Source organism: Streptomyces sp. NPDC004752 (assembly GCF_053601275.1).
The window spans coordinates 18,204-37,381 of the sequence record NZ_JBSGBN010000077.1 but is presented as its reverse complement, the minus strand read 5'-3'; the positions used below and the strand labels follow the sequence as shown (position 1 = coordinate 37,381).

General features: G+C 69.2%; 18 protein-coding genes and 1 pseudogene. 16 read left to right on the top strand and 3 right to left on the bottom strand.

Features of this window, described 5'->3' with window-relative positions; genetic code table 11:
• The first annotated feature begins 17 nt into the window (after nucleotides 1–17).
• The 8 genes from ACWEKM_RS28485 to ACWEKM_RS28450 all read left to right on the top strand — a co-directional run bounded on the left by ACWEKM_RS28485 (nucleotide 18) and on the right by ACWEKM_RS28450 (nucleotide 7,337).
• Nucleotides 18–1,367 (top strand): SRPBCC family protein, encoded by a 1,350-nt coding sequence (locus ACWEKM_RS28485; RefSeq protein WP_451624107.1) that lies wholly within the window; start codon nucleotides 18–20, stop codon nucleotides 1,365–1,367.
• Nucleotides 1,364–1,699: a non-heme iron oxygenase ferredoxin subunit gene (locus ACWEKM_RS28480; protein ID WP_451624106.1), complete on the top strand. Its 336-nt coding sequence runs from the start codon at nucleotides 1,364–1,366 to the stop codon at nucleotides 1,697–1,699. Before ACWEKM_RS28485 ends, ACWEKM_RS28480 begins: the two co-directional genes overlap by 4 nt.
• Nucleotides 1,696–2,916, top strand: a complete 1,221-nt coding sequence (locus tag ACWEKM_RS28475) for an NAD(P)/FAD-dependent oxidoreductase (protein ID WP_451624105.1) — start codon at nucleotides 1,696–1,698, stop codon at nucleotides 2,914–2,916. The genes ACWEKM_RS28480 and ACWEKM_RS28475 overlap by 4 nt, the downstream gene beginning before the upstream one ends.
• Nucleotides 2,917–2,977: 61 nt before the next feature.
• A complete protein-coding gene (locus ACWEKM_RS28470; RefSeq protein ID WP_451624104.1) occupies nucleotides 2,978–3,550 on the top strand; it encodes an aromatic-ring-hydroxylating dioxygenase subunit beta in 573 nt (190 codons plus the stop codon).
• 30 nt (nucleotides 3,551–3,580) lie between these two features.
• Entirely contained in the window at nucleotides 3,581–4,441 is an 861-nt protein-coding gene (locus tag ACWEKM_RS28465) for an alpha/beta fold hydrolase (RefSeq protein WP_451624103.1), read from the top strand.
• Nucleotides 4,438–5,274, top strand: coding sequence for a 3-(cis-5,6-dihydroxycyclohexa-1,3-dien-1-yl)propanoate dehydrogenase (gene hcaB, locus ACWEKM_RS28460; RefSeq protein ID WP_451624102.1), 837 nt, complete (start codon nucleotides 4,438–4,440; stop codon nucleotides 5,272–5,274). The genes ACWEKM_RS28465 and hcaB overlap by 4 nt, the downstream gene beginning before the upstream one ends.
• A 19-nt stretch (nucleotides 5,275–5,293) precedes the next feature.
• Nucleotides 5,294–6,880 carry an acyl-CoA synthetase gene (locus tag ACWEKM_RS28455; protein ID WP_451624101.1) on the top strand — a complete coding sequence of 529 codons (1,587 nt, stop codon included), beginning with the start codon at nucleotides 5,294–5,296 and terminating at the stop codon, nucleotides 6,878–6,880.
• Between the two features lies 1 nt (nucleotide 6,881).
• Nucleotides 6,882–7,337: a hypothetical protein gene (locus ACWEKM_RS28450; protein ID WP_451624100.1), complete on the top strand. Its 456-nt coding sequence runs from the start codon at nucleotides 6,882–6,884 to the stop codon at nucleotides 7,335–7,337.
• Between the two features lie 327 nt (nucleotides 7,338–7,664).
• Here the strand turns inward: ACWEKM_RS28450 and ACWEKM_RS28445 are convergent, their stop codons facing one another.
• Complete coding sequence (locus ACWEKM_RS28445) at nucleotides 7,665–8,261, bottom strand: TetR/AcrR family transcriptional regulator (RefSeq protein ID WP_451624099.1); 597 nt, start codon at nucleotides 8,259–8,261, stop codon at nucleotides 7,665–7,667.
• A gap of 410 nt (nucleotides 8,262–8,671) precedes the next feature.
• Here ACWEKM_RS28445 and ACWEKM_RS28440 point away from each other — a divergent pair, with 410 nt between their 5' ends.
• The 8 genes and pseudogenes from ACWEKM_RS28440 to ACWEKM_RS28405 form a co-directional block, all read left to right on the top strand.
• On the top strand, nucleotides 8,672–10,294 hold the full coding sequence (locus tag ACWEKM_RS28440) for an ABC transporter substrate-binding protein (RefSeq protein ID WP_451624098.1): 1,623 nt from the start codon (nucleotides 8,672–8,674) through the stop codon (nucleotides 10,292–10,294).
• Between the two features lie 3 nt (nucleotides 10,295–10,297).
• On the top strand, nucleotides 10,298–11,257 hold the full coding sequence (locus ACWEKM_RS28435) for an ABC transporter permease (protein WP_451624097.1): 960 nt from the start codon (nucleotides 10,298–10,300) through the stop codon (nucleotides 11,255–11,257).
• Nucleotides 11,254–12,123 carry an ABC transporter permease gene (locus ACWEKM_RS28430; protein ID WP_451624096.1) on the top strand — a complete coding sequence of 290 codons (870 nt, stop codon included), beginning with the start codon at nucleotides 11,254–11,256 and terminating at the stop codon, nucleotides 12,121–12,123. Before ACWEKM_RS28435 ends, ACWEKM_RS28430 begins: the two co-directional genes overlap by 4 nt.
• On the top strand, nucleotides 12,120–13,106 hold the full coding sequence (locus tag ACWEKM_RS28425; protein WP_451624095.1) for an ABC transporter ATP-binding protein: 987 nt from the start codon (nucleotides 12,120–12,122) through the stop codon (nucleotides 13,104–13,106). The genes ACWEKM_RS28430 and ACWEKM_RS28425 overlap by 4 nt, the downstream gene beginning before the upstream one ends.
• Nucleotides 13,103–13,921 carry an ABC transporter ATP-binding protein gene (locus ACWEKM_RS28420; RefSeq protein WP_451624094.1) on the top strand — a complete coding sequence of 273 codons (819 nt, stop codon included), beginning with the start codon at nucleotides 13,103–13,105 and terminating at the stop codon, nucleotides 13,919–13,921. The genes ACWEKM_RS28425 and ACWEKM_RS28420 overlap by 4 nt, the downstream gene beginning before the upstream one ends.
• Nucleotides 13,915–15,579 carry a CocE/NonD family hydrolase gene (locus ACWEKM_RS28415; RefSeq protein WP_451624093.1) on the top strand — a complete coding sequence of 555 codons (1,665 nt, stop codon included), beginning with the start codon at nucleotides 13,915–13,917 and terminating at the stop codon, nucleotides 15,577–15,579. The genes ACWEKM_RS28420 and ACWEKM_RS28415 overlap by 7 nt, the downstream gene beginning before the upstream one ends.
• 22 nt (nucleotides 15,580–15,601) lie before the next feature.
• Nucleotides 15,602–16,732, top strand: coding sequence for a class II histone deacetylase (locus ACWEKM_RS28410; RefSeq protein WP_451624092.1), 1,131 nt, complete (start codon nucleotides 15,602–15,604; stop codon nucleotides 16,730–16,732).
• Between the two features lie 871 nt (nucleotides 16,733–17,603).
• A pseudogene (locus tag ACWEKM_RS28405) lies at nucleotides 17,604–17,829 on the top strand (IS30 family transposase); the annotation flags it as partial.
• Here the strand turns inward: ACWEKM_RS28405 and ACWEKM_RS28400 are convergent.
• Nucleotides 17,813–18,118: a helix-turn-helix domain-containing protein gene (locus tag ACWEKM_RS28400; protein ID WP_451624091.1), complete on the bottom strand. Its 306-nt coding sequence runs from the start codon at nucleotides 18,116–18,118 to the stop codon at nucleotides 17,813–17,815. The pseudogene ACWEKM_RS28405 and the gene ACWEKM_RS28400 overlap by 17 nt on opposite strands.
• A 77-nt stretch (nucleotides 18,119–18,195) precedes the next feature.
• Nucleotides 18,196–19,164: a LacI family DNA-binding transcriptional regulator gene (locus ACWEKM_RS28395; RefSeq protein WP_451624090.1), complete on the bottom strand. Its 969-nt coding sequence runs from the start codon at nucleotides 19,162–19,164 to the stop codon at nucleotides 18,196–18,198.
• Nucleotides 19,165–19,178 lie beyond the last annotated feature (14 nt).

Genomic DNA, 19,178 nt, shown 5'->3' with positions numbered 1-19,178 from the left:
TGCTGTTGCCTGGGGGCATGACCTCGACGATCGAACCCGAGGGCGCGGCCACTGCGGCCCCGCGCGGGGCCCTGCGGCGCCCGGCAGACCTGGCACACACCCTCGACGTCTCCGGGCTCGTCGACACCGAGGGCGGACTGCTGGATCGCGTCGTCTTCACCGACCAGGAGCTGTACCAGCAGGAACTGCGCCGCATCTTCGCACCCAGCTGGCTGTTCCTGGCCCACACGGATCAGTTCCACCAGCCGGGCGACTTCTTCACCACGTACATGGGTGAGGACCCGGTCATCGTCACCCTCGACCGTGACCGACGCGTACGCGCCTACCTCAACTCCTGCCGCCACCGGGGCGCTCGGGTGTGCCGTGCGGACTTCGGCACCACCCGCAACTTCACGTGCACCTACCACGGCTGGTCCTTCAACCTCGATGGCTCCCTGGCGAGCGTGCCGAACAAGGACGGCTACCCCGGCGACTTCGACGAAGGGCGGTGGGGCCTGGCCGAGGTGGCGCACGTGGAGAGCTATCACGGGCTGATCTTCGGCACCTGGAACCCCGACCCGGTTCCGCTGCGCGAGTCGCTGGGCGACATGGCCTGGTACATGGACGCCATGCTCGACCATGACGAACAGGGCACCGTGGTGGTGGGCGGCGTCCACAAATGGGTGCTGGAGGGCAACTGGAAGCTGGCGGCCGAGCAGTTCGCCACCGACTGGTACCACGTGAACATGAGCCACGCCTCGGCCCTCATGGTGCTCTCGCCGTCCGCCAGGAAGCCCAAGGACGAAGTCGTGCACCGCGCCGGCCGCCAGTACTCCGATGCGAACGGCAACGGCGCGGGCTTCCCGGTCCACCCCAAGAACCGGTTCGACGCCCAGACCGTGCACACGTGGACGGACTACGACGCCCTGCGCGAGCGCCTCGGCGAGGCGCGGGTGGAGGGCCCGCTGACCAACGGGCACGCCACCGTCTTCCCTAACTTCTCCTACCTGCCCGTCAACGGCTCCCTGCGCGTCTGGCACCCCAAGGGCCCGGACCGCATGGAGGTGTGGGCGTGGACGATCGTCGACAAGTCGATGCCCGAGGAGGTCCGTGAGGCCCAGCGCCTCTACAACCTGCGCACCTTCAGCCCCAGCGGGATCTTCGAGCAGGACGACGGCGAGAACTGGAGCGAGGTGCAGGCCATTTCCCGCGGCTTCATCACCAACGGGATCGCCCTCAACTACCAGATGGGCCTGGGCTCGGAGCGTAACGACGGCCGTTACCCGGGAACCACCAGCGAACTGTACAGCGACGCCGCCGGCCGGGCGTTCTACGGGCGCTGGCGCGAGCTGATGAACACCCCCGCATGGCACGAGGAGCAGGCATGAGCGACGGCGTCCGCGTCGCGTCCCTGGATCAGATCCCGCAGGGCGAGGGCATCGCCGTCGACAAGGCCGTCACGGGCACCGACGACAACATCGCCCTGCTGCGCGACATCGACGACACCGTGTACGCGCTGAACGACACCTGTACCCACGAGACCGCCTCGCTGGCCGAGGGCTGGGTGGAGGACGGCTTCGTCGAGTGCCCTCTGCACTCCAGCAAGTTCTGCCTCAAGAGCGGCGAGGTCCAGGGGTTGCCGGCGACCAAGAACGTGTGCCCGCACCGCGTCGAGGTACGCGACGGCGAGATCTACCTGTTCCCCGGGGAGACTCCGTGAGCACGAGCGTGGTGATCGTGGGCGGCGGTATCGCGGGGGTGAGCACCGCCGCCGCCCTGCGCTCCCAGGGGTTCGACGGTGAGGTCACCCTCGTCGACGCCGGGGAGTTCCCCTACGACAGGCCGCCGCTGTCGAAGGACTTCCTCGCCGGCTCCAGGACCCTGGAGCAGATCGCTCTCCAGCCGCCGTCCTGGTACGACGACCAGCGGGTGCGCCTGGTCAACCGCGCTACCGTCACCGCGTTGCGCCCTGGCGAAGCCAAGCTGGAACTGTCCGACGGAGCCCTGCTCAGCGCCGACCGCGTCGTGCTGGCCACCGGAGCGGGCGCCGCCCGCCCGCCGGTTCCCGGCGCGGGCAGCCCGCGCGTGCACGTCCTGCGCACCGCCGACGACGCCGACCGGCTGCGCACCGCCCTGGTCCCCGGCGCCCGGATCCTGGTCGTGGGCGCCGGGCTCATCGGTGCGGAGAGCGCCTCAACGGCCGTACGTCTGGGCTGTGAAGTCACTCTCCTCGACCCGGTGGCCGTACCGCTCACCGCGGTCCTCGGACCCGAGCTCGCCGAGTGGGTGCATGGCCTGCACGCCCGCAACGGCATCACGACCCGGCAGACGGCCGTGGCGTCCTTCACCGACCTCGGTGACGCCGGCATCGAAGCCCGGCCGGCCGACGGCAGCCCGGCACGTACCTACGACGCCGTACTGCTGGGTGTCGGCATGGTGCCGCACACTGGTCTCGCCGAGCAGGCCGGACTCGAAGTCGGCCGAGGTGTCGTCGTGGACTCCGGCCAGGTGACGTCGAACCCGGCCGTCCTTGCCGTGGGGGATCCTGCGAGGACCCGGGACGACAAGGGCGTGCTTCTGCCCCGTGCCGAGCACTGGGAGGCGGCGCAGACCGACGGCGCCCGGGCGGCGGCGACCATCCTCGGGACACCACGGCCGGCTGCGACGGCCCCCTGGTTCTGGACCGACCGGCACGACCGGCACATCGAGTGCGTGGGACACATGGCCCGCGCCTGCGACACCGTCGTCCGCGGCTCCTTCGACGACCCGTCCTTCGCCGTGTTCGGAATGCGGGACGGGCTCGTGGTCGCCGCGGCCGCCGTCGACGACTCCGCCGTCGTACGCGCGGCCCGCCGGATGATCGACCGCCGGATCGCGGCCGATCCGGGGCGGCTGGCCGACCCGTCCGTCGGCCTCCGCGCCCTCCTGCGGGGCTGATGTGCCGCAGAACGGAACTGGCCCGTACCGACCGCATGCGCAGAAGGGATCGAAGGACACTGTGAGCGCCAGCACCGAACCGGCCCCCTCCCGTGCGGGAGCGCGGGCCGACCGCGACACCCACTTCGAGGTCGAGCAGTTCTACTACGAGGAGGCCGAACTCCTGGACGCCGGCCGCTTCACCGACTGGCTCGAGTTGCTGGCCGAGGACCTCGACTACTGGATGCCGACGCGCACCAACCGGCTGCGCCGTCAGCAGGCGCTGTCCGTCGCCGCCCGGGGTGAGGCCGCCTTCTACGACGAGACCAAGGAGAGTCTGGCCTGGCGCATCCGCCGGTTCGACTCCGGCATGGCCTGGGCCGAGGACCCGCCGTCACGTACCCGGCACCTGGTCACCAACGTCCTCGTCCGGCACATCGATCCGGAGGAGAACACGGACTTCACCGAGGACGACCTCCTGGTGAGCTCCGCCTTCCTGGTCTACCGCAACCGGTTGGAGCGCGAGGAGAACGTCTTCGCCGGCAGCCGCACCGACATCCTGCGCCGCACGCCGGACGGACTGCGCGTGGCTCGCCGCACCATCCTCCTCGACCAGAACATCCTTCAGGCGAAGAACATCTCCACCTTCTTCTGATCCGCCGCCTTCTTCCCGAGGGGAACCGTTGTGACCGACCTCGAACTCAAGCAGCACCGTGTGGCCACCTCGCTCGGCGAGATCGCCGTCGCGGAGACCGGCCAGGGGCCGGTGCTCGTCATGCTGCACGGCGGCGGCCCCGGTGCCTCCGGCGTCAGCAACTACCACCAGAACCTGCCGGAGTTCGCGCGGCATTTCCGTGTCCTGCTGCCGGACCAGCCCGGATTCGGCGACAGCTACCGTCCCACGGAGCAGGACCTCGAGGAGCGGTCCATCACCCGGATCACGGTCGACGCCCTCTTCCAGGCCCTGGACTCGCTCGGCGTCGGCACTTTCCACCTGCTGGGCAACAGCCTCGGCGGAGCCGCCGCCCTCGCCATGGCCCAGCAGCGCGCCGACCGGGTGACCCGCCTGGTGCTCATGGCCCCCGGCGGCGGCTGGCTGCCCTTCGGCCCGACCCCCACCGAGGGCCAGAAGGAGATGTTCCGCTACTACCACGGGACCGGCCCCAGCGAGAAGAAGATGGGCGCGTTCATCCGCACCATGGTCTTCGACCACAAGCAGTTCGGCGCCGATGTCGTCAAGGCCCGCTACGAGGCATCCCTCGACGAGAGCCACATCGCCTTCTACCACCGCTACAACGCCGCCTTCGCCGAGCGCGGCGGCATGGACCCCCTCTGGCGCGACCTGCACAAGATCAATTCCCCGACCCTGCTGCTGTGGGGGCGCGACGACCGCACCATCACCCTCGACGGCGCCCAGCTGATGCTCAAGCAGATCAGGGACGTCCAGTTGCACGTCTTCGGCCGCTGCGGCCACTGGGTTCAGCTGGAGCGGCGGCGCGAGTTCGAGCAGCTCGTCACCGGCTTCCTCACCGAGGAGATGTCATGAGCCGCGGTTGGCTGGAGGGGTACAGCGCGCTGATCACCGGCGGCGGCTCCGGCATCGGACGCGCGGTCGCCCAGCGCTTCGTGGCGGAAGGCGCGTCCGTCACCATCATCGGCCGGGACAAGTCCCGCCTCGACGAGGTCGCCCAGGGCTTCCAGGCGCCGGATCGCTTCCACACCGTCGTCGGCGACGTGCGTGACCCCGAGGCGCTGCACGCCGCCGTCGCCGCCACCGTCGAACGCTTCGGCAAGCTCGACACCCTCGTCGCCAACGCGGGCGTGTGGGACTACCAGCGTCCGCTCACCCGCCTGACGGCGCAGGAACTCGATACGGCCTTCGACGAGATTTTCTCCATCAACGTCAAGGGATACCTGCTGGCGGCGGAAGCCGCCTGGCCGGAACTGGTCAGGACACGCGGCAGCATCGTCATGACCTTGTCCAACGCCTCCTTCTACGTGAACGGCGGCGGCCCCCTCTACACTGCCAGCAAGCACGCCTGCCTCGGCCTGATGCGGGAACTCGCCTACGAACTCGCCCCCAAGGTCCGCGTCAACGGCGTCGCCTGCGGCGGCATGAACACCGACCTGCGCGGCCCGCAGGCCCTCGACCTCAACGGGCGTTCCCTGTCGGCCTCCTTCGCGAGGAAGAGCCCGGACGCCCCGCCGCCCCCCATTCCCCTGCACGACTCCAGCACCGACCCACGCGACTTCACCGGGCCGTACGTCCTGCTGGCCGCACGCGAACAAAGCGGCCCCATCACAGGCCAGGCGATCTCCGTCGACGGCGGGATCGGCGTCCGTGGTTTCGCCACCGCCGCAGGCGGCGACCACCTCTGAGCCCGACGAGGAGCCCACCGTGACCACGCCCCACCCGCACAACTCCGGCCTCACGGTCGATCTGAACCCCGCCGCGGCCGTCGCCCGCAACGCCCGGTATCACGGGGACACCGTCGTCCTCGACTACCCGGGCGGCGACCTCACCTTCCGTGAGCTCGACGACAAGGCCGCCAGGCTGGCCACCGTGCTCACCGCCGACGGCACCCGTGACGGGGACCGCGTCGCCTACCTCGGGCTGAACAGCACCGCCTTCTTCGTCACCATGCTCGCCGCCTTCCGCCTCGGCGCGCTGTTCGTCCCGGTGAACTTCCGCCTTGCCGACCCCGAACTCACCCAGCTCCTCGAAAGCAGCGGCTCCCAGGTCATCGTCTGCGAAGAAGGTCACCGCGCGAGCGTCGACCGGGTACGGGACAAGACCAGCCTTCGCCGCCTCCTGCTGGTCGACGACGACCCCACTGTGCCGGCGGGCACGGCGTCGGACGGCTGGGAACCCTGGGCAGCGCTTATCGCCGGCGCCGAGCCGACTTGCACGATCGCACCCAGACACACCGACGACCCCGCCATCCTGATGTTCACCTCCGGCACCACCGGAACGCCCAAAGGCGTCGTCCTCACCCACGGCAACGCCTGGTGGAACTCGGTCAACGTCGAACTCCAACTCGACACCCGACGCGGCGACATCACCTACGCGGCAGCTCCGCTCTTCCACATCGGAGCCCTCAACAGCTTCGCGCTGCGTACCCTCACACGCGGCGGCACCGTGGCGGTCCGCCGTTCCTTCGCCCCCCAGCAGTGCGCCGACGACCTGGTGCGCCTGAAGGTCAACTCCATGTTCGGCGTGCCCCAGATGTTCACCGCGCTGGCCCGGGTGCCCGGGGTCTTCGACAACGACCTGAGCGGGTTGCGGGCCGTCGTGGTGGCGGGCGCCCCCGTGCCGCCCTCGCTGGTCCGGCAGTACGCCGACCGCGGCCTGCTGCTCCAGCAGGCGTGGGGCCTGACCGAGACCGCGCCGTTCGCCACACACCTCCCGGTCGAGCACACCCTCGACAAGATCGGCTCGGCGGGCATCCCCATGCCCCACACACAGGTGCGCGTAGTCGATGTCCTCACCAAGGAACTCGTGGGTCCTGGAATCCGGGGCGAGATCGTCGTCCGCGGACCGAATGTGTCCGTCGGCTACTGGAACAACGCCGAAGCCACCGCCGCCGCGTACGACGACGAGGGATGGTTCCACTCCGGGGACATCGGTTACCTCGACGACGACGGCTACCTGTACGTCGTCGACCGCCTCAAAGACATGATCATCAGCGGTGGGGAGAACGTGTACCCCGCCGAGGTCGAGCACGCCCTCGCCACCATGCCGGGTGTCCTGGACGTCGCCGTGGTAGGCGTCCCCGACCCGCAGTGGGGCGAGACCGTCGCCGCGGTGATCTCCGTGGCCCAAGATGTCCGGATCACCCTTGACGACGTGCGCGACCACACGGCACAGTACCTGGCCCGCTACAAGCTGCCGCGGCGACTGAAGGTCGTCGAGACCGTGCCGCGCAACGGCTCCGGCAAGCTGAACAAACCCGCCATCCGACGGGTCGCGGCCGGGGAGCAGTGACATGATTCCGGTCCCGGAACTTCCCAAGGTGCTTCTCCCCGCGCGGTGGAACGCCGCGCCGGTGCGTCGCGGCCGCCACGCCCAGGACCTGCGGGGGGCGAAAGAGACCCGCGCTTTCGGCATCCACCTGGAGCGCTGTGCGGCCGGCCGCCTGCGCGACGCCTACCCCGTGGCACTGCACGACATCGAGGTCCAGGCGGACGACTGCGCCAACGAGGCCCTCCCGCACCTGCTCACCGCACTCATCGATGCGGTCAGCAGGGCGGACCCCCGGTGCCGGCGCCTTGTTCTCGTGACATCCGCGGCCGATGGCACCCGCATCGCCGCGGCGGAATCCGCGGGCTTCCGGTACGTCGTCGACGTGGATCTCGGCTCCGCCGAATGCTCCCTGCTGACCTGGGAGCCGGCCTGGGCGACCCCGACCGATCCCGATCTCGACCGGGTTCCCGGGGCGTGAAGACCGCGCCAGGGTGCCCGCCGAGGGGGCGCCCTGGCCCCGGGCCCGTTCAGCCGAAAGGACGTCCATGCACCAGCGCATCGCGCCCCTCGCCGCAGCCGGGTTTCGCGCCTTGAGCGCGGGATGGGGCGTCCCGCCTGACGAAACACCCGGTCGCGTTCGTGGCCGCCCCCCTGCAGACTCGTCGGAACACGCTGCAGGACATCCCCAGGGAGCAGCTACCTCTGCTCATGGGCCGGGCCCTCTGCCTGCCGCTCCCGCGACGCGCTCAACGCCCTGCGCACGTAAGGCGATCGAAGGACTCGGCCGTGAACCCGGACCACCTCATCAGGAACCCTTATCAGCACCATCTCCGTTGCCGTCCCGTCGGGCCGCGGGGCGCGACGCGAGCTGGAGCGACAGGACCATCCCCAGCGCCAGGTTCTTCATCCCCGCTTGCCGGGAGGCCGGAAACGGCAACCCGGTCAGAGCCGAGTGCCCGAACGCCATACAGATCAGGGCATAGGCGAGTTGCAGGCTCTCGGCCGAGCCGCAGCCGGGAACGGAGTCGCGGACAACCTTGGCGATCTCGCGTTCCAGGCGGCTGTAACTGTCATAGATGCGGCCGCGCAGTCGAACGTCCTGCATCGAGCCGCTGATCAGCGCCTCGATGACGGGATCGTCCTCGCCGCGGGCCATCTGCGGCCCGAAGAGGAAGTCCACCAGCGCGGGCAACGCCGTACCGGGTTCCCGATCCGCCAGGACCTCGCGCATGGAGGTGAAGTACGGCGTCATGATGTGGTCCCACAGCGCGTCGATGAGCTGGTCGCGGTTGCCCACGTAGTGCCGGATGTGTGAACGACTCATTCCGGCCACGGCCGCAATCCGCTCCAGCGTGCTCGCCGCCAGACCGTACGTGGCCACCGACTGAGCGGCGGCCTTCAAGATCTCTGCCCGCCGCTGGCCGGCAAGGCTGGGCCTTCCCACCTGACCCCCTCAGATCGTTTCTTGTCACTATAGACAAAGAACTGTGGAACGGTCAGGGTAGGGAGGCCAAGGCGTGTTTCCGGTGTCAGCATCCGAACCCGTACTAGTAGTAGATCCTACGTGAGACGCGCTGCAGAGCCGCTTGGAGCTGCGCGTCCTCCCCGTGACTTGTGAAGCACCATCCTTTTCGTCGTCACCATTGACAAAGAATCAAGACAACGCAGACGCTGGCACCCCGCAGGTTCGACCGCCCGCAACGAACATTTCGGCCAACCGTCACTCCACCGGGCGGTCAGCCCCCGGGCGACTCCCCGCCCTCCCGGCACCCGCATCCCCCGGCCCGCATCAGCGCATCGAAGGGTCCACCCATGAAAACGTCCTACACGGCATCAGTGGCCGCCACCCTCGTCGGTGCATGCCTCCTCACCGGATGCGTAGGCAAGAGCAACTCGGCCGGAAAGCAGACGCAGACCCAAGCCGTCACCACCTCCGTCCCGGACGCGACCAAGAAGGTCGACACCGTCAACTGGAACCTCGGCACCGGCGAGCCCTCGACACTCGACCCGGCGCTGTCGGCCACCGAGGAAGTCAGCACCGTGGTCGGCAACATGTGTGAGTCCCTGTTCACCCTCGACAAGGACTCCAAGCCCCAGCCGGCGCTGGCCGAGAAGATCGACCACCCGGACTCCCTGACCTATGTGGTCCACTTGCGCGACGGCGTCAAGTTCTGGGACGGCAAGCCGGTCACCGCCGAAGACGTCCTCTACAGCATCCATCGAGTGCTCGACCCGAAGACCGGTTCGTCGTGGATCACCTGGTCGACCAACCTGGACACCATCAAGATCACCGGCGTCGGCGAGATCACGATCAAGCTGAAGAAGGCCGACGCCCTCGTAACCGACTACTTCGCCATGCCCGCGTTCGCGGTCGTGGAGAAGGCGTTCGCCGAGGCAGCCGGCAAGGATTTCGGAACCGCCGAGGGCGGGGTCATGTGTACCGGCCCCTACCAGCTGACCCGCTGGTCCCAGGGCCGCAACATCGTCCTGACGCGCAACGACGCGTGGTGGAACACCTCGGTCGAACCGAAGGTGAAGACCCTGCGCTTCAGTTTCATCTCCGACCCCTCCGCCCAGACCGCCGCCCTGGCCGGCGGCGACATCGACGGTGAGTACTCGGTACCGCGGGCCGCCCACCAGCAGCTGGCGAGCAACGGCAGCATGCTGTACGGCAAGAGCCTTTCCCCGACGTTCCTGTCGGTGCTCAACTCCAAGGGAGCCCTCTCCGACCCCGCCACCCGCCAGGCGCTGCAGAACCTGATCGACTACCAGGGCATCGTCAAGTCCGTCTACGGGGGAACCGCACAGGCGCTGCGCGCCCTGGTCCCGCCGGCGGCGTGGGGGTACGGCAAGGACGTCTACAAGACTGCCTATGACAAGCTGCCCGCGCCCGCCCAGAACCTGAAGAAGGCCAAGTCGCTGGTCAGCGGGTCGGCCAAGGCCAAGCAGAAGATCGTCTTGGGTTATACGTCGGCGAACCAGGAGGAGACCAAGATCGCCACGGCGATAGCCGACGCCGCCACGCAGGTGGGCATGAGAATCGAGCTGAAGCCGCTCACGGCCGAGCAGTTCAGCTCCATCTTCTCCTCGGCCCAGGCGCGGGCCGGGCTGGACATCTTCCTGGTGACCGGCTACCTGGAATTCCCCGAGCCTGTGACCTACTACGCGTTCTTCACGACGGGGAACTTCTACAACTTCGTCGGCTACCGGAGCACGGAGTACGACGCCGCCATCAAGGCCGCATGGTCGACCGAGGACGACACCAAGCGTGCCCAACTGGTGAGCAAGGCGCAGGCGGTCATGGCGAAGGACCTGATCAACATTCCGATCGCCACGCAGTACATCAACGTCTACTACCGCAAGGGCCTCACCGGGCTCGTGCCGCGACAGAACTACTTCTACACCCCGTGGGCCACCAGCCTGGGCGGTGCGTGAGTCATGCTGCGCGGCATCGCTCCCTGGGCGGGCCGGCGCCTTCTCGGCGCCGTGCTGACCCTGCTGGTCGCATCGGTTCTCATCTACAGCACGCTGCGGCTCGTCCCCGGCGACCCGGTACTGGCGCTGGCCGGCGGCCGCCGCCTGAACGAGGCACAGATTGCGGCCCTGCGACACGGCTACGGCCTCGACCAGGGATTCGCCCAGGGGTATCTGGCCTGGATGGCGGACGCGTTCCATCTCGACTTCGGCAGGTCGCTCGTCTACCAGACCTCCGTCACCTCGCTGATCACCAGCAGGCTCGGCGTGTCCGGCCTGCTCATCCTGTACGCAGCCCTCCTGGCCACCGTGTTCGGGCTCGGAGTGGGACTGTTGTCGGCGGTCAAGGGGGGAGTGGTGAACCGCGCCGCATCCGTGCTGGCCTCCGTCACCACCGCGACGCCGACCTTCCTCGCGGCCATCGGGCTGCTGACGCTGTTCTCCGTCAACCTGGGCTGGTTCCCGGCGACCGGTGCGGGCACCGGCCTCAGCGACCGGTTGTGGCATCTGACCCTGCCCGCCGTCGCCATGGCGGTCGCGGTCTTCGGTGTCCTCGCCAGGCTCGCCAACGTGGCGTTCGCGGAGGAACTGTCCCGCGAGCACGTCGAGGTCGCACGCAGCCGCGGGATCGGCGGTGGCGCGGTGATCGCACGCCATGTGGTGCGCAACGCCCTGCCACCCCTCCTCACCGTCATCGGCCTGCTCGTAGCGACCCTCTTCGTCGGCACCGCCGTCGTCGAGACCGCGTTCGGGCTGGACGGCGTCGGTTCCCTGCTCGTCAAGGCGGTGAACCGGCGGGACTTCCCCGTGGTGCAGGGCATCGCCCTCATCGCGGTCGGCCTGTTCGTCGTCGTCAACACCCTGGTGGATCTGGTGACGCCCTTCGTCGACCCGCGCGTGACGAGCGGAGGTCCGGGCCGATGACGTTCACCGTTCCCGCTCTGCGGGCCAAGGCCGCACGCAAGCGCGCCCGTCAGCCGCTCAGCCTCGTTCTGGCCGCCGGTTTCCTCGTCCTCGCGGCCTTGACCGGCCTGCTCGCGCCCGTGCTGGCGCCCTACTCACCCGACGCCACAAGCCTGCTGGACTCCCTGCTGCCACCGGGTGGCCCAGGCCATCTGCTCGGCACCGACTCCACCGGACGGGACGTGCTGTCCCGGCTCATGTACGGGGCCCGGCTGTCCCTGCTCGCACCGCTGGGCGTGGTGCTGCTGTCCGGGCTGCTCGGCACCACGATCGGCCTGCTGGCCGCGCGGGCCGGCGGATGGGCCGATGCCGTGCTGTCGCGCGGCATGGACATCGTGTTCGCCTTCCCCAGCCTGCTGCTGGCCATGCTGGTCGTCGCGGTCTTCGGGCCGGGAGTCCTGGCGCCGGTCTGTGCCCTTGCCGTCAGTTACACGCCTTTCATCGGGCGGGTCGTACGCAGTGTGGCGCTCCAGGAGAGCGCCAAACCGTACCTGGAGAGCTACCGCGTCATGGGGTTCGGGGAGATCTGGGTGACACTGCGTCATCTGCTGCCCAACGTACTGCCGGTGGTGATCGCGCAGAGCGCCCTGTCCTTCGGGTATGCGCTGGTGGACCTCGCGTCGCTGTCGTACCTGGGGCTGGGTGTGCGCCCGCCGGCCTCGGACTGGGGCTCCATGATCAACGAGGCGCAGAGCGCCATCCTGCAAGGCTCGGCCTGGGCCGGGCTGGTGCCCGGCGTGGCGGTGCTCCTGACGGTGGTCAGTGTGAACGTCATCGGTGAGCACATCGGCGCCTCCATCGGCCGTAAGGGGAGTGAAAGGGCATGACGGTGCTCACCGAGGAGAAACACACGGCGCGCGAGACCGCGCTCGACATCACGGGTCTGAACCTGTCCCTCGGCGCGACGCCCTTGCTGGCCGACGTCAGCGTGCGGGTGGCGCGCGGCGAGACGGTGGGTCTGGTCGGCGAGTCCGGCTCGGGCAAGTCCCTCACCTCAAGGGCCGCTCTGGGGATGCTGCCCCGTAAAGCAACCGCCACCGGTGACGTCAGGGTGGCCGGCCTCGACGTGCTCACGGCGAGCCGAGGGGCGCTCCGGGAACTCCGGCGGACCCGGGTATCGATGATCTTTCAGGACCCGCGGTCCTCCATCAATCCCGTGCGCCGGATCGGCGACTACCTCACCGAGGGGCTTCGGGCCCGCGGCACGTCCGCGGGCGAGGCGACCGACCGGGTGCTGGAGCTGCTGGATCAGGTCGGTATCCGCGATCCGAAGGGGGCGCTTCGGCGTTACCCGCACGAGTTCTCGGGCGGCATGCTGCAGCGAGTGATGATCGCGGGCGCCCTGTCGATCGAACCGCAGATGCTGCTGGCCGACGAGCCGACCACGGCACTCGACGTCACCACCCAGGCCGAGGTCGTCACGCTGCTCAGGCGCATGCAGCAGACGCATGGCACCGGGATGCTGTTCGTGACCCACGCCCTCGATCTGGCCGCCGCCATCTGCGATCGGATCTACGTCATGTACGCGGGCCGCATCGTCGAGGAGGCCGCCAGCGACCGTCTCTTCGTGGCACCGTCACACCCGTACACGAAGGCTCTGCTGGAGGCGAGCCCCTCGGTGCACGGCGAGAAGGCGACGATCAAGGCCATCGAGGGACGCCCGCGTGCACTGGCCGAAGCCCCGCAGGGCTGTGCGTTCCGCGATCGATGTCCGCTGGCGGACGACGACTGTGCCACGCAGGTTCCCCCTCTTCGTTCTCATGGGACGTCGCTCGCGGCGTGTCTCCGCCCGGAACAGGTGGCACCATGACCACACCCGTACTCAGTGCGACGAACCTGGTGAAGAAGTTCAAAGACTTCACCGCGGTCCAGGACGTGAGCTTCGAGCTGATGCCCGGCGCCTCGCTCGGCATCGTCGGCGAGTCCGGCTCCGGCAAGACCACCACCGCCCGCATCCTCGCGGGGCTGGAGCAGGCCACCTCGGGGGTGGTCAGCTTCGACGGGGAGGAAGTCGCGGCCCGGTCCCGCCAGGACCGGCTGAAGCACGCCCGCAGGCTGCAGATGATCTTCCAGGATCCGTACGCCTCCTTCGATCCCCGTCTGACCATCGCCGAGTCCATCGCCGAGCCGCTGCACCTGCACAGGACAGGCTCCAACCGCCGACAGGAGCGGGTCGTCGAGCTCTTGGACCAGGTCGGTCTGAGCACTCGGGCGGGACAGTCCCGGCCACGGGACCTGTCGGGCGGTCAGCGACAGCGGGCGGCGATCGCACGCGCGCTGGCCGTCGAACCGCGCGTCCTGGTGCTCGACGAGGCCGTGGCCGCGCTCGATGTGTCGATCCAGGCCCAGATCCTGACCCTGCTCGACGAACTGCGTCGCGAGACCGGCATCTCCTACGTGTTCGTCAGCCACGACCTGGCGGTGGTCCGCTACATCACCGACTCGGCCATCGTCATGCGCCACGGCCGAGTCGTCGAACGCGGGCCGACGGAGCAACTGCTGAGAAGCCCCGAGCACCCCTACACCCGACTGCTGTTGGACTCCATACCGGCGCCCGGATGGGATCTCGACCGGGTGGCGGAAGACCGCCGCGCACTGGACAGTTACGGAGAAGAAGCATGTTGAGCGTCACCCATGTCGGCCCCGGTCCCGTGCCCCTCGACGCCGACCAGATCATGATCCCGATGCGGGACGGCGTCAGGCTGGCCGCCGACCTCTACCTGGCGGCCCCCGACAGCCCCGGGCCCGTCATCCTCGTACGGCTGCCGTACGACAAAGACGGCTCCTACTGCTTCATGCCAACCGTCAGCCGCTATTTCACCGCTCACGGATACCACGTCCTGGTACAGGACGTCCGCGGCAAGTACCGCTCCGAGGGCGAGCCTCAGTTCGGGGTCAACGAGCCCGACGACGGCTACGACACCATCCAGTGGATCAGCGAGCAGCACTGGTGCGACGGCAACGTGGTGGCGTGGGGTGACTCCTACTACGGCCATACCGCAATCGCCGCCGCGATCAGCGGTCACCCCGCGCTCAAGGCGATCTCGCCACGCGTCACCGGCTCGCAGCTCTCGATGACGCTCCGGCACGGTGACGGCACCCGCGACGTCGAACAGACCTCGCGAAAGCGCTACTTCACCACCCACTACGTGGACGCCGACCACTACGAGTGGGAGCCCGACTGGAGCATCCGGCCGCTGCGCGACGCCCTTGAGCCCTTCTTCGACCGGATAGGCAAGCGCTCGGCAAACTTCGACGCCGAATTCACCGGCGACTCCCGCTTCGTTCCGCCGCCGGTGAAGAGTCTGGTCGGCAGCACGCCCGTACCCGCCCTCTACACGATCGGCTGGTTCGACAACTGCGCCGTCTGGTCGTGGGCCGACGTGCGCGCCCTGGTTCGCAACCCGGCGTGGGCCGCGCATCTCTACCTGCGTCTGGAGGCCATCGACCACGAGAACTACTGGCTCGGCCACGCGCCTGTCCGTCCTGAAAACGATCACAACACCGAGCCGGGCGCCCTGGAGCGCATGCTGCCCCGGTATCTGGATCCCTCGGTCGAGTTCTTCGACGCTGTCCTGGGCCGATCCGCCAGTATGCCCCCGCGGGTGTGCTACGAGGTGTGCCATGGCGACTGGCACACCAGCACGGCCTGGCCCCCGCCCGAGGCCGCACACCTTGAGTACCGCCTCGCACCGGGCATCCTCACCGAGGAGCCGGAGGTCGAGAAGGGCCGGCTGGCCTGGACGCACGCTCCGTCCCATCCCGTTCCGTCCGCCGGCGCCAACCCGTTCGCCATGCTGTTCGACCGCGCCGATCTGGCCCCCGTCGCGAAGCGGGACGATGTCCTGCGCTTCACCGGCCCGGTCGCCGACCGGGGCACCGACCTGATCGGCGCCGTGACACTGACGCTACGGCTGGAAGCACCCGAGGGCGCGACCATCCACGCCCGCCTGCTGGACGTGACCTCCGGCGGACAGGCGTACCTGATCGCCTACGGACAGGTGCGTCTCGACACCGACGTGCACGGCGAGCTCGTCCCCGTCGATCTGCAGAGCGTCGCCTACCGCCTGCGCGAGGGACACCGGATAGCCCTGGACATCATGAGCAGCAACTTCCCCGACTATGTCCCCGAAGCAGCCGCCGGCGTCGACCCGTGGACGGCGCTGCCGGGACGACCCGTCACGCGAGAGCTGTTCACCGGGGGGCCCGGCGCAGTCTCGTGTCTGCGGATCGGCAGCAGCGACATCGACGAACTGCGCCGCGGCACCGCCACCGGCTCCTGAAGGCTCTACCCCATGGAGAACCATGCACAGCGATCAAAACGGCGCCGCCCGGCGGGTCGGCTTCGTCAGCCATGAGCAGTATTACTGGCACCAATCCATCGTCGCCGTGGGTGGCGACATCGAGCCGGGGGCCGAACTGGAGACCCCCACGCCCCGCCGTCGTCTGCTGAACTTGCTCACGAAGTCGGGCCTGTTGTCCCTGACACATCCCCTCCAGCCCCTCGTGCTGGAGCGTGCGGATCTCCTCCGCGCGCACAGTGCCGACTACATCGATGCTTTCGAACGGCTCTCCGCGGCCCAGGGCGGCGAACTCGGGGACTTCGCCGGGTTCGGCTCCGGCTCCTTCGACGTCGCCGTTCTGAGCGCGGGCGGTGTGGCCGAAGCGGTTCGCGCCGTCGCGGCTGAGGAGGTGGACACCGCGTACGCCCTGGTACGGCCGCCGGGACACCACGCGGAGCGGGACCGCGCCCGTGGCTACTGTCTGCTCGCGAACCTGCCCATCGCCATCCTCAAGGCCCGCGCAGAGCAGGGACTGCGGCGGGTTGCCGTGGTGGACTGGGACGTCCACCACGGCAACGGCACACAGAGCATCTTCTACGATGATCCCGACGTGCTCGCAGTGTCATTGCATCAGGAGCGGCTCTACCCGCACGACTCCGGCATGATCACGGAGACCGGCACCGGTAACGCCGTCGGCACGACGGTGAATCTGCCGCTCCCGGCCGGGAGCGGCCTGGGCGCATATGAATATGCTTTTGCCAAGGTTGTGGAGCCGGCTCTGCGAGCCTTCCGGCCGGACCTCATCGCGGTCGCCTGTGGCTTCGACGCCGGCGGTCTGGACCCGAACGGCCGCATGGCCTTGTCGGCCACGGCGTTCGGCACACTGACCGGGCGCCTGCTGCAACTGGCCGACGAACTGTGCGACGGTCGGCTCGTCCTTGCCCAGGAGGGGGGATACTCCGCATTGCACGTGCCGTTCTGCGGTGCCCAGACCTTGAGCGTCCTGCTCGGTGTGACCGGTTTGGTCACCGATCCATTCGCCGGAATGGACAGTTCACCGGAGCAACCCCTCGCGGCTCACCAGAAGGCCGCTGTGGACGCAGCACGGCGAGCGGCATGCGACAGCGGCGCCGTAACGCAGGGGCGCCCGTAGCCCCTTCCTCGCAAAACACGCCCAGCCACCGCCCTGCCGTCTGCCTTCGCCTGCTCTCGCCGCGCGTTCACCGCGGCGAGAGCACGCCGGCCCCGGCCGCGCCGTAGCGGCTGAAGCCGGGGACGAGCAGCGTAAGGGATCCGGCGAGCGGGAACACCACCGCGCCCAAGGCCAGCAGTGAGCGCGACGTGTAGGCGTCCGTCCATGCGTCGCACTGGCGTCGCGCTCACGGCCCTTGCCCTTCTCGGGTCCGTCGGCAGGGCGACCCGGCTCGGCGTCGGCCCGTCGGCAGTGGGGGGTCAACACGGCTGAGCGTGACCGCGCAAGCATCCGCACTCTTCATGGGGTCGGTCCCTTGCGGATGGCCACGATCTTCGGCTGGGTCATGGCCAGCAGGGTGTCGCGGACTTCTTCGCGGCCGAGGCTTGATCCTTTGGGGCCGCCGAACGGCATGCTGTCCAGCCGGTAGTCGCTGGAAACCGCCCTGCGCGACGGGTTCGTGCGCTGAAGTTCTCCAGCATGCCGGAGACCCTGACGCCCGTCTCGCCCAGACCCACGGCGGCGAACTCGGACACCTCGCATTCCTGCGGACGCTCTGCCAGGGCGGGATCACCCGCCGGGACCGTCGCCCTCCAACGCCGCCTTGCCCGGGCGAAGTCCGAGCAGCGGCTGGCCCTGGAGGAGTTCGACTTCGCAGCCTCCCGAAGTGTGATGCGCCGGAAATCGCGGGCTTGGGTCTCTCGCCGATTCTTGGTCGCTGGCGGAGTGTCAATCCCCTGGAAACGTGGACCCGCCCCGGCGTGGTGCAGTCCATCAGTCGTAGCAACACTCCTGATCAGAGAGGTGTGTTGTGGGACGACCAGCGGGTTGGATGACGGAGTTGACGGGGCGATCACCGATGAAGTCGCCGGGGCGGCCCTCAACTCGGCGGGAGATCGAGCGGCTGTTCTGGGGCGAGATCGCCAAGGGCTTGACCAGTGAGGATGCGGCGGTTGCTGTCGGAGCTGCGCCAGCGGTGGGAGCGCGGTGGTTCCGGCACGCTGGCGGGATGCCGCAGCTCAACCTGGCCGTCCCGGGCCGTTACCTCTCGATCTCCTCCCGCCGCGCCCAGCGCGTCAACTGTGGGTGCTCGGCCTCGGTGAGCACCAGGTCCGGCCTGCTCCGGCCCGGCCGCGGCTCGTCGGCCGGGCCCGCCGGCCGGTGAGCCGCGAACCGGGAGCGCCACTTGCGCACCGTGGGCACGTTCACGCTCAGGCCGGCCGCCCCCTGAGAACTTGACGCACCATCCGCACAAGACAGGACGATCCGAGCACGCTCGGTCGAACGAGATCCCGCCCCACCGCCCGCCCGACGCGGCAACTCGGCGCGCTCCTCCTCGGACAGCACGGCCTCGACAGCACGCGGACCCCGATGCGACAGGAAAACAGCCTGCGATTTACAGCTTCGGTTTCCGGCGCATCACATCAGGGCCGCCCCGTTGACCTCCTGGTGAGCAGTTCTACCGGCAGTAGCTGGTGGGTGGCACCCTCGGGCCGGGAGGCCACCAGGTTCAGAAGGCGTACCACGGTGCGCCGCCCGGCCTCGGCGGCCGGCATGTGCAGCGCCGTGACGTCGGGCATCGCCAAACCCGCCGCGGACAGGTCATCGGCGCAGGCCAGACTGACGTCCCTGGGGGCGCTCATGCCCAGCATGGTCATCCCGTGCAGCAGCCCGAGCAGCAGCGTACTGCTGTAGGCGACGACGGCCGTGCACCCGGTGTCGAGGATCGCCGCCACGGCACGGACGCCGGCTTCGAATTCCGGTGGGTACGGCCCCAGAGGGAGCACCTCGCACTCGGGCACGGCTTCGCGCAGGCCGCGCAGCCGCCGCGGGTCCAGCCAGGACCCCTCGGGGCCACCCAGGTAGGCGATCCGGCGGTGGCCGAGTCCGGCGAGGTGGGCGCCGAGACGGCTCATCCCGGCAGGGGTGTCGATGACCACCGAACTGACCCCGCGTACCCGCCGGTCCAGTGTGACCAGCGGCAGACGGCCGGCCACGGCGGCCAGTCGGGCGGCGGGGGACCGGGGGCCGGCGGCCGCGAACCCGTCCACCCGGTCCGCCAGCCGGCCGAACAGCGCGTCCTCCCGCTTGGGCGAACCGTCGGTCACCACCACGATCAGCTCGCATCCCGCCTCCTCAGCGGCCTCCTGGGCCCCGGCTATGACGGGCGCGTAGAACGGGTTGGCCAGGCTGGGGACGCTGAAGGCGAGCAGCCCGGTCCTGCCGGTGACCAGCGCGCGGGCGGCGGCGTTGTGCCGGTAGCCCAGCTGCTCGGCCGCGGCCAGCACCCGGGAGACGGTGGCCTCGGAGACCATGTCCGGGCGGCTCAGCGCGCGCGATACGGTGGACGCCGAAACACCGGCCGCTCGGGCCACGTCCTCCAGTCGAACCATTCCGTTGCTCCTCC

Excerpts from the sequence above, each read along its gene's own strand:
- ACWEKM_RS28425 (WP_451624095.1), top strand. The coding sequence starts at position 12,120 with ATGACGGTGCTCACCGAGGAGAAACACACGGCGCGCGAGACCGCGCTC.
- ACWEKM_RS28440 (WP_451624098.1), top strand. The coding sequence starts at position 8,672 with ATGAAAACGTCCTACACGGCATCAGTGGCCGCCACCCTCGTCGGTGCA.
- ACWEKM_RS28485 (WP_451624107.1), top strand. The coding sequence starts at position 18 with ATGACCTCGACGATCGAACCCGAGGGCGCGGCCACTGCGGCCCCGCGC.
- ACWEKM_RS28410 (WP_451624092.1), top strand. The coding sequence starts at position 15,602 with ATGCACAGCGATCAAAACGGCGCCGCCCGGCGGGTCGGCTTCGTCAGC.
- hcaB (WP_451624102.1), top strand. The coding sequence starts at position 4,438 with ATGAGCCGCGGTTGGCTGGAGGGGTACAGCGCGCTGATCACCGGCGGC.
- ACWEKM_RS28435 (WP_451624097.1), top strand. The coding sequence starts at position 10,298 with ATGCTGCGCGGCATCGCTCCCTGGGCGGGCCGGCGCCTTCTCGGCGCC.
- ACWEKM_RS28480 (WP_451624106.1), top strand. The coding sequence starts at position 1,364 with ATGAGCGACGGCGTCCGCGTCGCGTCCCTGGATCAGATCCCGCAGGGC.
- ACWEKM_RS28420 (WP_451624094.1), top strand. The coding sequence starts at position 13,103 with ATGACCACACCCGTACTCAGTGCGACGAACCTGGTGAAGAAGTTCAAA.
- ACWEKM_RS28430 (WP_451624096.1), top strand. The coding sequence starts at position 11,254 with ATGACGTTCACCGTTCCCGCTCTGCGGGCCAAGGCCGCACGCAAGCGC.
- ACWEKM_RS28395 (WP_451624090.1), bottom strand. The coding sequence starts at position 19,164 with ATGGTTCGACTGGAGGACGTGGCCCGAGCGGCCGGTGTTTCGGCGTCC.
- ACWEKM_RS28415 (WP_451624093.1), top strand. The coding sequence starts at position 13,915 with ATGTTGAGCGTCACCCATGTCGGCCCCGGTCCCGTGCCCCTCGACGCC.
- ACWEKM_RS28450 (WP_451624100.1), top strand. The coding sequence starts at position 6,882 with ATGATTCCGGTCCCGGAACTTCCCAAGGTGCTTCTCCCCGCGCGGTGG.